The organism is Streptomyces sp. NPDC058291 (assembly GCF_042880855.1).
Lineage (GTDB): Bacteria > Actinomycetota > Actinomycetes > Streptomycetales > Streptomycetaceae > Streptomyces.
This window is the reverse complement of sequence record NZ_JBHVYK010000008.1, coordinates 35,314-49,231: the sequence shown is the minus strand read 5'-3', so window position 1 is coordinate 49,231 and position 13,918 is coordinate 35,314. Positions and strand designations below refer to the sequence as shown.

General features: G+C 75.0%; 14 protein-coding genes. 8 read left to right on the top strand and 6 right to left on the bottom strand.

Annotated features, from left to right (window positions below; all coding sequences use genetic code 11):
* The first annotated feature begins 127 nt into the window (after window positions 1-127).
* The 3 genes from ACFVYK_RS06100 (at window position 128) to ACFVYK_RS06090 (ending at window position 3,572) form a co-directional block, all read left to right on the top strand.
* On the top strand, window positions 128-874 hold the full coding sequence (locus ACFVYK_RS06100) for a hypothetical protein (protein WP_389769120.1): 747 nt from the start codon (window positions 128-130) through the stop codon (window positions 872-874).
* A gap of 248 nt (window positions 875-1,122) precedes the next feature.
* On the top strand, window positions 1,123-2,490 hold the full coding sequence (locus ACFVYK_RS06095; RefSeq protein WP_389769117.1) for an aminotransferase class I/II-fold pyridoxal phosphate-dependent enzyme: 1,368 nt from the start codon (window positions 1,123-1,125) through the stop codon (window positions 2,488-2,490).
* On the top strand, window positions 2,487-3,572 hold the full coding sequence (locus tag ACFVYK_RS06090; protein ID WP_389769114.1) for an MBL fold metallo-hydrolase: 1,086 nt from the start codon (window positions 2,487-2,489) through the stop codon (window positions 3,570-3,572). Before ACFVYK_RS06095 ends, ACFVYK_RS06090 begins: the two co-directional genes overlap by 4 nt.
* Window positions 3,573-3,664: 92 nt before the next feature.
* Here the strand turns inward: ACFVYK_RS06090 and ACFVYK_RS06085 are convergent, their stop codons facing one another.
* Together ACFVYK_RS06085 and ACFVYK_RS06080 are read right to left on the bottom strand one after the other, a co-directional pair.
* Complete coding sequence (locus ACFVYK_RS06085) at window positions 3,665-4,294, bottom strand: DedA family protein (protein ID WP_389769111.1); 630 nt, start codon at window positions 4,292-4,294, stop codon at window positions 3,665-3,667.
* Window positions 4,291-5,064 (bottom strand): MBL fold metallo-hydrolase, encoded by a 774-nt coding sequence (locus tag ACFVYK_RS06080; RefSeq protein ID WP_389769109.1) that lies wholly within the window; start codon window positions 5,062-5,064, stop codon window positions 4,291-4,293. Before ACFVYK_RS06080 ends, ACFVYK_RS06085 begins: the two co-directional genes overlap by 4 nt.
* Window positions 5,065-5,148: 84 nt before the next feature.
* On the opposite strand from ACFVYK_RS06080, the gene ACFVYK_RS06075 reads away from it, so the two are divergent.
* From ACFVYK_RS06075 to ACFVYK_RS06065, 3 genes are all read left to right on the top strand, one after another.
* Window positions 5,149-5,559 carry a hypothetical protein gene (locus ACFVYK_RS06075; protein WP_389769107.1) on the top strand — a complete coding sequence of 137 codons (411 nt, stop codon included), beginning with the start codon at window positions 5,149-5,151 and terminating at the stop codon, window positions 5,557-5,559.
* Between the two features lie 25 nt (window positions 5,560-5,584).
* Window positions 5,585-7,747: a phage holin family protein gene (locus tag ACFVYK_RS06070; protein WP_389769105.1), complete on the top strand. Its 2,163-nt coding sequence runs from the start codon at window positions 5,585-5,587 to the stop codon at window positions 7,745-7,747.
* A 286-nt stretch (window positions 7,748-8,033) separates the two neighbouring features.
* Entirely contained in the window at window positions 8,034-8,462 is a 429-nt protein-coding gene (locus tag ACFVYK_RS06065; RefSeq protein ID WP_389769102.1) for an OsmC family protein, read from the top strand.
* Between the two features lie 956 nt (window positions 8,463-9,418).
* Here ACFVYK_RS06065 and ACFVYK_RS06060 read toward each other — a convergent pair.
* Window positions 9,419-10,282 carry a helix-turn-helix domain-containing protein gene (locus tag ACFVYK_RS06060; RefSeq protein ID WP_389769099.1) on the bottom strand — a complete coding sequence of 288 codons (864 nt, stop codon included), beginning with the start codon at window positions 10,280-10,282 and terminating at the stop codon, window positions 9,419-9,421.
* Window positions 10,283-10,391: 109 nt separating this feature from the next.
* Window positions 10,392-11,312 carry a helix-turn-helix domain-containing protein gene (locus ACFVYK_RS06055; RefSeq protein ID WP_389769096.1) on the bottom strand — a complete coding sequence of 307 codons (921 nt, stop codon included), beginning with the start codon at window positions 11,310-11,312 and terminating at the stop codon, window positions 10,392-10,394.
* A 180-nt stretch (window positions 11,313-11,492) separates the two neighbouring features.
* Here ACFVYK_RS06055 and ACFVYK_RS06050 point away from each other — a divergent pair, with 180 nt between their 5' ends.
* Both ACFVYK_RS06050 and ACFVYK_RS06045 read left to right on the top strand, forming a co-directional pair.
* Window positions 11,493-11,798, top strand: coding sequence for a 4a-hydroxytetrahydrobiopterin dehydratase (locus ACFVYK_RS06050; RefSeq protein WP_389769093.1), 306 nt, complete (start codon window positions 11,493-11,495; stop codon window positions 11,796-11,798).
* Window positions 11,799-11,949: 151 nt separating this feature from the next.
* Window positions 11,950-12,741, top strand: a complete 792-nt coding sequence (locus tag ACFVYK_RS06045; protein ID WP_389769090.1) for a class I SAM-dependent methyltransferase — start codon at window positions 11,950-11,952, stop codon at window positions 12,739-12,741.
* A gap of 139 nt (window positions 12,742-12,880) precedes the next feature.
* Here the strand turns inward: ACFVYK_RS06045 and ACFVYK_RS06040 are convergent, their stop codons facing one another.
* A complete protein-coding gene (locus tag ACFVYK_RS06040) occupies window positions 12,881-13,417 on the bottom strand; it encodes a hypothetical protein (RefSeq protein WP_389769088.1) in 537 nt (178 codons plus the stop codon).
* Window positions 13,414-13,914, bottom strand: coding sequence for a hypothetical protein (locus tag ACFVYK_RS06035; protein WP_389769327.1), 501 nt, complete (start codon window positions 13,912-13,914; stop codon window positions 13,414-13,416). The genes ACFVYK_RS06040 and ACFVYK_RS06035 overlap by 4 nt, the downstream gene beginning before the upstream one ends.
* Window positions 13,915-13,918 lie beyond the last annotated feature (4 nt).

The following is a 13,918-nucleotide window of genomic DNA, read 5'->3' as shown; positions in this document are numbered from 1 at the left end:
TCACCCGCTTGGGGGCGTCCGTCCCGCCAATGGCGTCCGGCCGCGCGCGCTCCGGGCGCCCCCGGGCTGTGATGGCGGTGGGGCGGTGACGCCCCGTCCCGCCGCCACCGGCCGAAGGAGCCGTCCCATGGGTCGCACCGCCCACTTCCTCTCCGCCCTCGCCGTGGCCGGCGCCGTCCTGGTCGCCGTCGCTCCGGCCGCCTCCGCGGACCCGGCGGCGGAGGTCAGTCCGGGGAGCGTCGCCCCCGGCGACAGCGTCAGCGTGTCCGTCGCCTGCGGACCCCTCGCCGCCTCGGCGCCGGAGAGTCTCGACGCCACCTCGCAGGCCTTCGCCGAGGGCACCGTCAAACTGAGCAAGGTCCCGGGCGACGACGCGCAAGCCGGTGCCGCCTACCGGGGCACCGCCCACATCACCCCCGCCGCCGACCTGGAGGCGAGCCCGGACGCGGTCGGGGCGGACGCCGCCTGGACCGTCGACGGCACCTGTCCGGCCGCGCCCGGCGGCCAGGGCAAGCCCTGGAGCGCCACCCTGGAGGTCGCGCGCGGTCAGGAGCAGCCGTGCGCCGCGCCGACCGGCGGCGCGTCCTGCGCCACCGGCCGGTCGTGCCCCCAGGCCCCGGGCGCCTCCCAGCCGCACCCCGAAGCCTGCCCCACCGCCCAGCCGTGCGCCCGGCCGGAGCCGCAGCGGCACACCGTCCCGTCGGACGGCGCCTCCTGCGGCCCGGCGACCGTCGACCACGGCGTACAGGCCGGCGAGGGGGGCGCCTTCACCGACTCGGCGCCCGCCCTGGTGGGCGGCGGACTGCTGATCGCCGGCGCGGTGGGCGCCGCCGTGCACCGGCTGCGCCGCCGCTCTTCCGCCGGTGAGGCCTGACCGCGCCGGACGGACGGCCCGGCCCCCGCCATGTGACCGGCGCAACGCGAACGTCCGGTCATGGAGCGTGGACCCACCGGGTACTCGGCAGCCGCGGGCACGATCCGCCTCGTACGCGGGCCCGGCCCCCCGGCGAGCGCCGAGCCCCGTAGGAGACGTCACGCACCAACGTCCCGCGACGCCGTCCCGCGGCCGGGACGGCACAGCGCGCCGACGACGGCGCCAGGGAAGGACTGCGCGGAGGTCGGATGCGACGGACGGAACCGGGGGACCACGGCCCCGTCCACGACCGCGGGCCCGGCCGGCGCCAGGAACCCCCTCACCACGGGGACGACGAACCGGTCCGGGGCGAGGACCGTGGACCGGTCCGGGAGGAGGGCTCCGCGCACGGCCACGGTCCCGTCCGCTACGGCCCGCCGCCCCTCTCGGACGGACTGCCGGTGCTTCCCGAACTCGCCTCGGTGCTCGCCCGGGCGGCCGGCCGCGCCGAGGGCGAACCGGTCGGCGGGGGCCCCGCCCTGCTCGACGCCGCCCGCGGCTACTGGTCCCGGCGCGGCGCCCCCGCCCACCCGGGCCGGGTGGCGGCCGGCCCCGGCGCCCCCGCCCTGCTGCTCGCCCTGACCGCCGCCCTCGGCGGCGACGTGCTGGTGCCCCGGCCCTGCGCGGCCTGGTGGGCGCCGTACGCGCGCCTGCTGGGACGGCCCGTCTTCCATGTGGCGACGCCCGCCGAGTGCGGCGGCGTGCCGGACCCCTACGCCCTGCTGGAAACCGTGCGCCGGATGCGCGCCGAGGGCGGCGACCCGCGGCTGCTGGTGCTGTCCGTCGCGGACGACCCCACCGCGACCGTCGCGCCGCCCGAGGTGCTGCACGAGGCCGTGGAGGCCGCCGCGGGCGAGGGTCTGCACCTGGTCAGCGACGAGACGTGGCGCGACACGCTGCACTCCCCGCACGAGACCGTGCTGGTCAGCCCCGCCGAGATGCTTCCCGGGCAGGTCACCGTCGTCAGCGATCTGGCCGGCGCCCTGCTGCCCGCGGGCTGGCCGGCCGCGATCGCCCGCTTCCCGGCCTCCGCGGCCGGCGACGGCCTGCACGCGCGCGTGCTCGACGTGCTCACCGCCCTCGACGCGCGCGTGGCCGCCCCGGTGGCCGCCGCTGCCGCCTACGCCCTGGCCGAGCCGGAGCCCGTCACCGCGCGCGTGGCCGCCGCCGTACGCCTGCACGCGCGCGTGGCCGACGCCCTGCACCGCGCCGTGGTCGGCGCGGGCGGCCTGGCCCTGCCGCCCAGGGCCGGCCGTCACCTGTACGCCGATCTGAGCCCGCTGCGCGAGGCGCTGTCCGCGCACGGGGTCGGCGACGCCCAGGAACTGGAGGACTTCCTCTCCGCCCGGCTCGGCATGCCCGCGCCGGGCGGCCACCGCTTCGGGGACGACCTCGGCGCCCTGCGGGTCCGGCTGTCCACCGGCATGCTCCTGGACGGCACCGACGCGCAGCGCACGGAATGCCTCACGTCACCCACCCCGTGGGAACTGCCACACGTGCAACGCGCGTTGACGCTGGTGAGGTCCGTCCTCGACGGCCTCCGTGACGACGCTCAGCGATGGGAGCCTCCTCGATGACGCAGCAGTCCGAGACCACCGCCGACACGGTCGCCGCACGCGAGCCCACGCCCGCCGTCGGCCCGCTCGCCGCCCGCGACCACGACGCACCGGCCCCCCTGTCGTCGCCCGCCCCGCCGCTCGCCGGGCCCCGTCCGCTGGGGGAGCGGCGGGTGTGGCCGCGCAGCTTCCACGACCGGCTGACGTCCCCGCTGCCCGACTTCAAAGCCCTCGCCCGGTTCGCCCGCGAAGGCTCGGTACGGCCCGGCAGGGAAGGGCTCGCGGACATCCCCCGACTGCCGGTCGCGCCCGCCCCGCCGCCCCGCGTGGACGCCCGCACGATCGCCGTCGCCTGGGCGGGGCACGCCAGTTGGGTCGTGAGCATCGGCGGCCTCACCGTCCTGACCGACCCGGTCTGGTCCCGCCGCATCCTCGGAACACCGGCCCGCATCACCCCCGTGGGCGTCCCCTGGGAGGAGCTGCCGCGCGTCGACGCCGTCGTCATCAGCCACAACCATTACGACCACCTGGACGCCCCCACGCTGCGCCGACTCCCGCGCGACACACCGGTGTTCGTGCCGGCCGGGCTCGGCCGCTGGTTCCTGCGCCGCCGGTTCACCCGCGTCACCGAGCTGGACTGGTGGGAGGCGGCCGAACTGTCCGGCGTGCGCTTCGACTTCGTGCCCGCGCACCACTGGTCCAAGCGCAGCCTCGTCGACACCTGTCGCACCCTGTGGGGCGGCTGGATGCTCACCGCCCCCGACGGACGGCGCGTCCACTTCGCCGGGGACACCGGCTACGGCCACTGGTTCTCCCGCATCGGGCAGCGCTACCCGGGCATCGACCTGGCCCTGCTGCCCATCGGGGCCTACGACCCGCGCTGGTGGCTGAGGGACGTCCACTGCGACCCGGAGGAGGCGGTCCGCGCGGCCCTCGACCTCGGCGCCCGCCGGATGGCCCCGATGCACTGGGGCACGTTCGTGCTGTCGGCGGAGCCGGTGCTCGAACCCCTCACGCGCGTCCGCGCGGCCTGGGAGAAGGCGGGCCTGCGGCGGGACGACCTGTGGGACCTGCCGGTGGGCGGTTCACGCGTCCTGGAGTGACCCCCGCCGAGCCGGCCGTCCCGGGGACGCGGCCTCGGCCTGGGGGCAACGCCGCCCGGACGCCGCCCGGGGGCGGGCGATCCGACGCGGGCTCAGGCAGTGCGGGTGCGCCGCAGCCGGCGCCACAGGCTCGGGGCCCCGCCGACGGCCACGGTGAGCACGACCGCGGCGACCACGCCCTCCCAGGGCTCGGGGAACAGCGAGCCGCCCAGGATCCCGATCAGCTGATAGGTCACCGCCCACGCCAGACACGCGGGCAGATTGCCCCGCACGAAGCGGCGCAGCGGCCACTCGGCCAGCAGACAGGCCAGCATCACCGGTATCCGGCCCGCCGGCACCAGCCGGGACAGCACCAGAACGGCCACGTTGTGGTCGGCCAGCTTGCCCTGCGCCTGCTCCAGCCGCTCCTCGGGCGCGCGCGAGCGGATCGCCTCCAACCAGCGCGAGCCGTTCTTCGACCGCATCCCGCGCCGCCCCAGCCAGTACAGCGCCGCGTCGCCGCAGAACGCGGCCAGGGACGCCGTCACGAACACCAGCGCCAGGGAGAAGGGCGCCTTCTGGTGGAAAGCGACCACCGCCGCCGTGCTCACCAGGGCCCCCGTCGGCACGACCGGCACCAGCGCCCCGATCAGCACCAGCAGGAACAGCGAGGGATAGCCGAGCGCCTGTTGCGTGGCCTGCGTCGGTATGACGGTCGAGGCCGCGGCGGCCAGGACCGTCACCGGGCGGCCTTCAGGCGCACGCTCTCCCCGTGCCCGAGCCGGTGCACCGCGACCCCCGGCGCACGCTTCGCCGCCAGGCGCACGAACTCCTCGCCGGGAGCATGGAACTCATGGGGGCGCACGGCGTCCATGCCGATCGGCCAGTACGTCCCGTAGTGCACCGGCACGGCGCTGCCCGGCGCCAGCCGGCGCAGAGCCTCGGCCGCGCGCCCCGCGTCCAGATGCCCCTCGCCGAGATTCGGACCCCAGCCGCCCACCGGCAGCAACGCCGCGTCGACCGGCCCCACTTCCTCGGCCATCTCCTCGAACAGGCCGGTGTCCCCGGCGAAATAGGTCCGTGCCCGGCCCTCGATCACATAGCCCAGCGCGGGGGAGCGGTGCCGGCCGACCGGCAGCCGGCGCCCGTCGTGCCGCGCGGGCACGGCCCGTACGAGCACGTCGCCGACGACCGTCTCGTCGCCCGGCGACACCTCGCTGACCAGCAGGTGGCGCAGCCGGCGCAGTCCCGGCACGGCGCGCGGAGCGCCCCGGGGCACCAGCAGGCGCGTGCCCGGCGCTAGGCGCGCCAGCGAGGGCACGTGCAGATGATCGGCGTGCAGGTGGGAGACGAGCGCCACGTCCGCCTGCCAGGCCTCGGGCGGGGGCACGGCGCCCCGGCGGCGGCGCAGATGCGCCAGCCGGCGGGCGAACAGGGGGTCGGTGAGCACACGCACGTCCGAATCCTCGACCGTGCAGGTCGCGTGACCCCACCACGTGATCTCCACCGGCACCTCTTTGCCTCCTTCGCGCGACTCCCCCGAAGCCTACGGGCAGGAGTAGGGTCGGCGGCGAAACCCGGAGGTGAGGGGGACGCCATGGGACCGGTGCGGGTCATGCGGGTCACGGCGATCGCGAGTCTGACGCCGCTCGAGGAACTGGACGCCGATCCCTTCCTGGTGGACTCGCGCAGTCAGCACGCGATGTGCGCGCGGTGGGCGGCGGAGCGCGGATACGTCGTCGGCCGGGAACTGCTGGTGCGCGGAGTGCGCGCCGACCACTGCGTGCTGTGGGACGGCGTCCGGCCGGGGGCCGACCTGTTCGTCGCGCCGAGCCGCCGGGTGCTGGAGAGCGCGCTGTCCTCCGTCGAGGAGTTCTCCGCGGAGTGCGCGCGTCGCGGGGTGCGGGTGGAGACGGTCGGCAGCGCCGAGCCCGCCTACGACGCGCAGATGAAGGCCCGCGTGCACCGCAGGCTGTCGATGCCGACGGCCGGCTACGACGGACGCTGACCCCGACCGCGCCCCCGACGGCGGTATGACAGGGTGGACGACGCCCCCCGACGGGCGTGGGGCCGGAACGCGAGGTGTACGGGGCGTGCGTGGGGTGCGGTGGCGGCGGGCCTTCAGCCAGGCCGGGCGCAGCGTCGCGGTGTGGGGCGTGTCCACGCTGACGATGCTGGTGCTGGCCGGGATACTGCCGGACTTCCGGCTGCAGTCCGCCGACGGCGACAGCTCCACCACCATCGCGGTGACCGCGGCCGTCGGCGCCGGGGTGTTCGGCGTGCTGTCGGCCCTGGTCTGGCCGCTGCTGGTCCGTCTGCTGCTGCTGGTGCCGGCGCTCGTGCTGGGACTGCTCGTGTTCTTCCTCAACGGCTCGCTGCTGTTGCTCGCCCTGCGGCTGAACCCGTCGGGGCAGAGCGAGGCGGCGCCCGAGACGGCCGTCATCGTCGCCGCCGTGATGTCCGCCGTGGCCTCCGCGACCGGTGGCGCCCTGGCCGTCCGCGACGACGACGCCTACCGCCGCCGTCTGTACCGGCTGGCCGACCGCCGCCGAAGAGGCGGTCCCGCCTGTCCCGGCACGCCCGGCACCGTCTTCCTCCAGCTCGACGGCGTCGGCCACGACGTGCTGGAGACGGCCGTGCGCAAGGGGCTGATGCCGACCGTCGCCCGATGGCTGGGCAGCGACCCCGGACCGGGCGGCGCCCCGGACGCCGACCACGGCGCCACCCACCGGCTGACCCCTTGGCGCACCGACTGGTCCAGCCAGACCGGTGCGAGCCAACTGGGCATCCTGCACGGCAGCAACCACGACGTGCCCGCCTTCCGCTGGTACGAGAAGGACACCGGGGAGGTGATGGTCTGCAACCGCCCCACCAGCGCCGCCGAACTCCAGCGCCGTGCGGTCGAACGCACCGGTGACGGCGGCCTGCTGTCCGCCGACGGCGCCAGCCGCGGCAACCTCTTCGGCGGCGGGGCCGACGAGCAGGCGCTCGTGCTGTCCATCGCCGCGCGCCGGCGCAGCCGGGAGACCCGGTCGCGGGACGGCTACTTCACGTACTTCTCCGACCCGGCCAACGCGGTGCGCACGGCCCTGTCGTTCGTCGCCGAGGTCGTCCGCGAGATCGCCCAGTCCACCCGCGCCCGCCTGCGCAAGGAGCGCCCGCGGGTGGGACGCGGCGGCCTCTATCCGCTCGTGCGCGCCTTCGCGACCGTCGTCGAACGCGACGTCGTGGTCGCGGCCGTGACGGGCGACATGCTGGTCGGCCGCACCGCCGTCTACGCCGACCTGGTGGCCTACGACGAGGTCGCGCACCACTCCGGCCCGCTGGGCCGTGACACCGAGCAGGTCCTCGGCCGGCTCGACCGGGCGCTCGCGCTGATCGAGAGCGTCGCCGAACACGCCCCGCGCCCCTACCGGATCGTCGTGCTGTCCGACCACGGCCAGAGCCCGGGCGAAACGTTCCACGCCCGCTACGGCCTCACCCTCGGCAACCTGGTCCGGGCCGGCTGCGGGCTGCCGGTGCCGCGCAGGGCCGAGCGCACCCACAGCGGCGCCGAGGCCCGAGCGGCCGTCCGCGCGGCGCTGCGCCGGCCCGTGGAGGAGGGCGGCCGACGGCACCGCCCGGCCGACCGCCGCTCGGAGCCGATCGTGCTCGCCTCGGGCAACCTCGGCCTCGTCTCCTTCCCGGACGTGCCGCACCGGATGAGCAAGGAGGAGATCGACGCCCGCCACCCCGCGCTGCTGTCGACGCTCGCCAACCACCCCGGCGTCGGCTTCCTCCTGGTGCGCAGCGAGCGGCACGGCGGGGTCGTCCTCGGCGCGTACGGCGCGGAGATACCCCTCGACCGGCTCGACGACGACCCGGGCCCGCTGGCCGCCTTCGGGCCGGGCGCGGCCGACGCCGTGCGCCGCACCCACTCCTTCCCGCACACCGCCGACATCATGGTCAACTCCTTCCACGACCCGGCCGACGGCGAGGTCCTCGCCTTTGAGGAGCAGATCGGCTCCCACGGCGGCCTCGGCGGCGCCCAGGCCCGGCCGTTCCTCCTCTCCCCGCTCACCCTGTCCGCGCCGGACGACGCCGGCGCGGAGCCGGTCGGAGCGGAGCACGTGCACCGCGTGCTGCGGCGCTGGCTGCGCGAGTCCAACGGACCCGAGGTGCCGCTGGAGACCGCGCCGCAGGAGCACGTCGCCTGACAGCCGGCCGCGCCCGCGGCTCCCGCCGCCGCGGCCCCGCCCGGGCCCCGACCCGCACCCGGAACCTCACGGATCCCGCAGGGACGCCGGCCGCGCCCGCGGCTCCCGCCGCCGTGGCCCCGCCCGTGCCTCGACCCGCATCAGGAACCTCACGGATCCCGCAGGGACGCCGGCTGCCGTCCACGGCTCGGGAGCCGGTGTTCCGGGTGCGGTGAGCGAGAGTGTGATCGGATGGGGGGACGGAAAACCCGTCCCCCGACGGGAAACCCACGCGAAAGGAAGAACCGTGGCCACCACGCGCTCCGCACACACCGTCTGGGAAGGCAACCTGATCGAGGGCAACGGGGTCGTCACCTTCGACTCCTCGGGCGCCATCGACCAGCAGCCCGTGACGTGGGCCGCCCGCACCCAGGAGGCGAACGGCAAGACCAGCCCCGAGGAACTGATCGCGGCCGCCCACTCCAGCTGCTTCTCCATGGCCTTCTCGCACGCCCTGGCCGGCGCCGGCACCCCGCCCGCCAAGCTGGTCACCTCGGCCGACGTCACCTTCCAGCCGGGCGAGGGCATCACCGGCATCCACCTGACCGTCGAGGGCACCGTCCCCGGCCTCGACGAGGAGGCCTTCCTCGCCGCCGCCGAACAGGCCAAGGTCAACTGCCCCGTCAGCCAGGCCCTCAAGGCCGTCCCGATCACTCTCTCGGCCAAGCTCGCCTGAGCGAACCCGCCACCGCACCGCCGACCGCGCCCGCACCGGCGGCCCCGCGAAGCGCCCGCGGCGGACGATCCGCCTACGGCGTGCCCGCGGGGCGGACGATCCGCCTAACGGCGCGCCCGCGGCGGTGCGGCCGGCGCTCGTCGGTCCCCGGGCAGCATTCGGCGACGCCGACCGGAGACGACCGGGGACGGACCGGACCGGCACCTGCGGGTCGGCGACCCGCGTCGGTCCGGACGCCCACCGCCGCCGGCCGGGCCGGGACAGGGCGAGGGCCGGACCAGGCCGCTGGATCACACCAGGCCGCTGAGACCCCTGATCGCCTGCCCGGCGGAACCGGCGAACACCACGCGTCCCTAACGGAACCGACTGCCCGTCAGGGTGGCGGCCGCGGGGCGGCCGCACTTGGACGCACACCCCGCCGGGCGCCCGTACCTCCACCCGGTCCAGGACGAGGGTGCCCGCCTGGCAGTCGACGACACCGGCGTCGGCGTCGCGGCCGATGAGCACGAGACCTCGCACCACGACCGACCCGAGGGCGTCGAGCACCGGGCCCCGCGGCCGGGTCGCCACCACCGAGCCGGGCTCGCCGAGCGCGACCAGCTCGACCTCGTCGCGGACGGTGAGCTGTTCCTCGTAGGGGCCCGGAGCGATCTCCACCCGCGCCGCCCTGCCCCGCGCCGCCCTGCCCCGCGCCGCCCTGCCCCGCGCCGCCCTGCCCCGCGGGGCAGGGCGGACCCGGTGTCGGGATGGGCGCCGCGAACCCCGTGCGGCGACACGACGTACCTCTTGACCCTGCCCGCTTCCCCCGCCGCACCGACCGTGAAGAACCGTCCACTCAAGGTCACCGATGCCAAGGAGCGGATCACACGACGGGTGGGTCGTGCACGGCCCGCACCCGCCCGCCGACCGGCCACCCGGTCTGCCCCTGGAGAGTCGGTCCGGGACAGGGGAGACGTTCAGAGGCCGGCGCGGACGTCGCGCAGGATCTTCTTGGTGTGCAGCGCGGACGCGGCGTGCGTCGTCATGTGGTCGAGGACCTCCAGATGCGCGGAGACCTCCTTGCGGTCGTCGAGATACAGCGCGCCCGTCAGATACTCGGTGACGACCATGTCGGGCAGCTCGGGCTCCGCGAAACGGAACAGCGAGAACGGCGCGGACGTCCCCGGATGCGGGCCGGCCGCGAACTCGGAGATCTGCAGAGTGACCCGGTCGCGCTCGGCGAACTCCATCAGCTTGTCGATCTGTTCGGACATCACGGCGACGTCCACGCTCACCGGCCGGCGCAGCACCGTCTCGTCCATCACCACCCACAGGTGAGGCGGGTCCTCGCCCTCCAGCAGTCGCTGACGCGCCATGCGCAGCGACACGTGCCGCTCGATCGCCTGCGGGGTCGTCCGCCCGACGGTGCCCGCCTCCAGCACGGCCCGCGCGTAGTCCTCCGTCTGGAGCAGCCCGGGCACGAAGTGCGGCTCGTACGAACGGATCAGCCGGGCCGCGCCCTCCAGGCTCACATAGAGGCTGAACCACTCCGGCAGCACGTCGTGATAGCGCTGCCACCAGCCGGGCCGGTTCGCCTCCTCGGTGAGTGAGACGAACGCCTCGGTCTCGGCCTCGGGGACGCCGTACGCCTCCAGCAGCACCTGCACATAGGGGATCTTGAGCGCGACGTCGGCCGTCTCCATGCGCCGCACCGTCGCCGGGGCCACGCGCAGGGCGCGGGCCGCCTCCTCACGGCTGAGGCCGGCCGCCTCACGCAGCTCCTGCAGTCGCCTGCCGAGCACCACCTGGCCCACCGTGGGTGCGGGCCGCCGTTCACTCACGCCACGTCTCCCCTACACGTTCGGGCACACGGGCCAGTGTGTCACGTTCCGGCGTCCGACTCACGGGAACGGAGCCGTCCATTCCTCGCGGACTCCGCCTGCCGGCACGTCAACCGGACGACATGTGGAGGTATTTGACAGTCGCGGGGTCGGCCGGGAGGAACGTCTCGACGGCCAGCTCGGCGACGGTCACGTCCATGGGGGTGTTGAAGGTGGACACGGACGAGATGAAGGAGAGGATCCGCCCCTCGTGCTCGATCCGCATCGGCAACGCGAAGTACGGAACGGGCTCCGAAGGAACGTCCGCAGCGGCGCTCTCGGCCACGGGGTAGGCGGCGACCTCGTCGTACAGCTCCCGCAGCGGCGCCGAACGGTACAGCGCGATCTGGCGTTCCATCTGCGCCAGCAGGTGGCCGCGCCACTCGCGCAGGTTGCGGATGCGCGGTGCGAGACCCTGCGGGTGCAGGGTGAGGCGCATCGCGTTGAGCGGCGGCGTGAGCAGGGCCTCCGGCACGCCCTCCAGCAGCATCATGACGCCCCGGTTGGCCGCCACCACGTCGTACCGCGCGTCCATCACCAGCGCCGGATACGGCTCGTAGCCCCGGATCAGCCGCTCCAGGCCCGTGCGCACCACGTCCAGTGCGGCGTCGTCCAACGGGGTCTGCGGGTAGCGCGGGGCGTAACCGGCGGCCAGGAGCAGGGCGTTGCGCTCCCGCACGGGCACGTCCAGCCGTGCGGCCAGTCGTAACACCATCTCCTCGCTCGGCCGGGACCGGCCCGTCTCGACGAAGCTGATGTGCCGGGCCGAGGAATCGGCGCTCAGCGCCAGCTCCAGCTGGCTCATCCGCCGGCGCTCCCGCCAGGCCCGCAGCAGCGGACCGACACCCCGCTCGGCGGCAGCGGCGGCGGGGACGGAGGCGGAGGCGGGAACGAGGGGAGACGCGGGGGAGGCGGGGGGCGCGGCGGAGGCGGACGGTGCGGAGGCGGGGGCGGCAGGAGCAGCGTTCGTACCGGTCGCGGCAGTGGTCATGGAGAAGACCGTAGTTGAGGAGCACAGGCCTGGACGAGTGGCGGCCGACGATCGGGCGGTCGGAGCCGGTCCATCGCGGGCCCCGTCGCCCACTGACCCGGGCAGCTCCCTGACCAGGGCCGGAACGGTGTTCCTGTGGCACGCTGGACAGGTACGCGACACCCAGGAAGGGAGCCGGGCATGGCCGTGGAACCGCTGTCGAGCAAGGAGATCGAGGAGCTGCTGGCCGAGCTGCCCGGCTGGTCCCTGGACGGCGACCGTCTCACCCGCTCGTACCGGCTCGGCTCCCACTTCGCCGCGACGGCCCTGGTCGTCCATGTCGCACGGATCCAGGAGGAGCTCGACCACCATTCCGAGCTCACCCTCGGCTACGACACGGTGTCCCTCGCCGTGCACACCCACAGCGCGGGGGGTGCCGTCACCCGTCTCGACGTGGACCTCGCCCGCCGGGTGGAGGAGGCGGCCTCCGCGCACGGGGCGCGCTGACCGCCTTCCGTCCGGTGCGCGCAAGGCGAGAAACAAGGGCCAAGAACCAACAACAGGAAACAACAGGAAACAACAGGAAACGGCGGGGCCACCACCCGGAATCAACAGGAAACGGTGGGGCCGGACGGCGGCCGGGGGACGGGGAGCGCGCGTGCTGGACTACGACAAGGAAGCCGAGCGCTACGACGTCTCGCGCGGCGGAGAGCCCCGGGCCGAGGCCGCCGCCGAGGGCGTCCTCAGCCTCGTTCCGGCGCGGGCGCGCAGTCTGCTGGACGTCGCCTGCGGCACCGGCATCGTGACCCGGCGGCTCGCGGCCGGACGGGCGGGGCTCCGGGTGACGGGCGTGGACCGGGCCCCGGTCATGGCCGGGCACGCGGCCGCCCGGCTGCCCGGCGCCGTCGTCCTCGCCGACGGACGCCGACTTCCCTTCCGGAGCGGCGAGTTCGACGCCGTGAGCAGCGTGTGGCTGCTCCACCTGGTCGAGGATCCCGCGGACGCGCGGAGGATCGTCGCCGAGTGCGCGCGAGTGCTGCGGCCCGGCGGGACGTACGTCACCACGGTCGACAAGGGCGCCTCGCACAACGTCGGCAGCGACATCGATGTCGTGCTGGCCGCACGTCCGCCCCGTCCCGCCTCCGACACCGCCGAGGTCGTGGAGTCGTACGCTCTCGGATGCGGTCTGCTCCCGGCAGGGGAGGCCCGGTTCGCCGGCCGGGGGCAGGGCCGCAGCCCACGCCGGGCCATCGCCGACCTGCGACGCGGCTGGTTCGTCACCCTGCCGCCCGGTCACCCGCTCGCCGACGACTTCGCCGACCGCCTGGCCGCCCTGCCCGACCAGGACCGGCCCCGCCCGGACCCGGTGTTCACGCTCAGGGCGTTTCGGAAATCGCTTCCCGGGGTGTTTCCGGATGGCTGGCCTCGGCAGGAGCAACGCGGTGCGTAACCGGTTTCGCAACCGGACCCGCGGTGTTCCCGCTCAGGGCGTTTCGGTAGCCGCATCCCGGGTGTTTCCGGCCGCGGGGCTTCGGCAGGAGCAACGCGGTGCGTAACCGGTTTCGCAACCGGACCCGCGATGTTCACGCTCAGGGCGCTTCAGTAACCGCTTCCCGGGGTGTTTCCGGACGGGTGAAGTCCATGATCCAGTTGGTCAGCCAGGTCTCGCCGCCGTCCGACGAGAAGGCCTGCTCCCAGCGGGCGGACGTGTCCGAGACGCCGGACCAGATGTACCGGGCCCGGATGTCCTTTCCGTCGTGGACGTCGTCGCCGTAGAACTCACCGCGGCGGGGACGGTTCTCACCCGAGCCGCCCCGGCCGGCGCTTCCCTCGACGTCGTCGAAACCGCCGATCACCGGGGGGTAGAGGCGGCCGCTGCGGCTGGACGACCAGTTCAGCGACCACTGGCCGCTCTCCCGGTCGAAGAGTCGCAGCGTCAGCCCCTTCGCCCCGAGGTGCGGCATGTCGATCTCGTCGATGTTCGCGGCCCCGTCGAACAGCGGCCGACAACTGCTCGTGGACCCGAACTCGTCCCACGTGCTGTTCGGGTCGAGGAAGTCGGTGCGCCGACGGTGGCGCACCTCCCACTCGCCGTGGAGGAAGTCGAAGTCGTGCGGGCTGCTCATGAGCGGTCCCCCGTGGTTCCCTCGGCCAGGGAGTCGGCCACGTAGGCGTCGAGGCGGGCGTCGAGGTCCCGGGTGTCCGACGTCTCGCGAGCGAGCAGGTGCCGCACCCACGCGTCCCGTTCGTGCAGGATCGGCGGCAGTTCCCAGACGCAGCCGATCCACGGCCGCTCGGTGCGCACGAAGTGGGCGGGGTCGTGGTCGGGGCAGCCGAGCACCGGCTGGCCCGCGGCGGCGCCCCGGAAGTGCAGGACGTTGTCCCACACCCAGCTGTACGCGTTGAGATAGGCGCCGTCGTCGCCACCGCGGTGCAGGACGACGAACGTGGCCGGCGGCGTCCCGTCCGGCTCGGGCAGCAGTTCGGGGAGGATCGCGTAGGCCGCCTCCTCGACCTCGGGCGCGATGCCCGCCGGGTCGGCGGTGACGTGGTAGCGCTTGATCCTGCGCCCCGCCACCTCGATCGGGGCAGGCGCGGTCAGCAGCTTCTCGGCGAAGGCCACCAGA

Bases quoted from the DNA above. Each gene is read 5' to 3' on its own strand.
- ACFVYK_RS06100 (WP_389769120.1), top strand. From the start codon at position 128: ATGGGTCGCACCGCCCACTTCCTCTCCGCCCTCGCCGTGGCCGGCGCC.
- ACFVYK_RS06095 (WP_389769117.1), top strand. From the start codon at position 1,123: ATGCGACGGACGGAACCGGGGGACCACGGCCCCGTCCACGACCGCGGG.
- ACFVYK_RS06090 (WP_389769114.1), top strand. From the start codon at position 2,487: ATGACGCAGCAGTCCGAGACCACCGCCGACACGGTCGCCGCACGCGAG.
- ACFVYK_RS06075 (WP_389769107.1), top strand. From the start codon at position 5,149: ATGGGACCGGTGCGGGTCATGCGGGTCACGGCGATCGCGAGTCTGACG.
- ACFVYK_RS06070 (WP_389769105.1), top strand. From the start codon at position 5,585: ATGACAGGGTGGACGACGCCCCCCGACGGGCGTGGGGCCGGAACGCGA.
- ACFVYK_RS06055 (WP_389769096.1), bottom strand. From the start codon at position 11,312: ATGACCACTGCCGCGACCGGTACGAACGCTGCTCCTGCCGCCCCCGCC.
- ACFVYK_RS06050 (WP_389769093.1), top strand. From the start codon at position 11,493: ATGGCCGTGGAACCGCTGTCGAGCAAGGAGATCGAGGAGCTGCTGGCC.
- ACFVYK_RS06040 (WP_389769088.1), bottom strand. From the start codon at position 13,417: ATGAGCAGCCCGCACGACTTCGACTTCCTCCACGGCGAGTGGGAGGTG.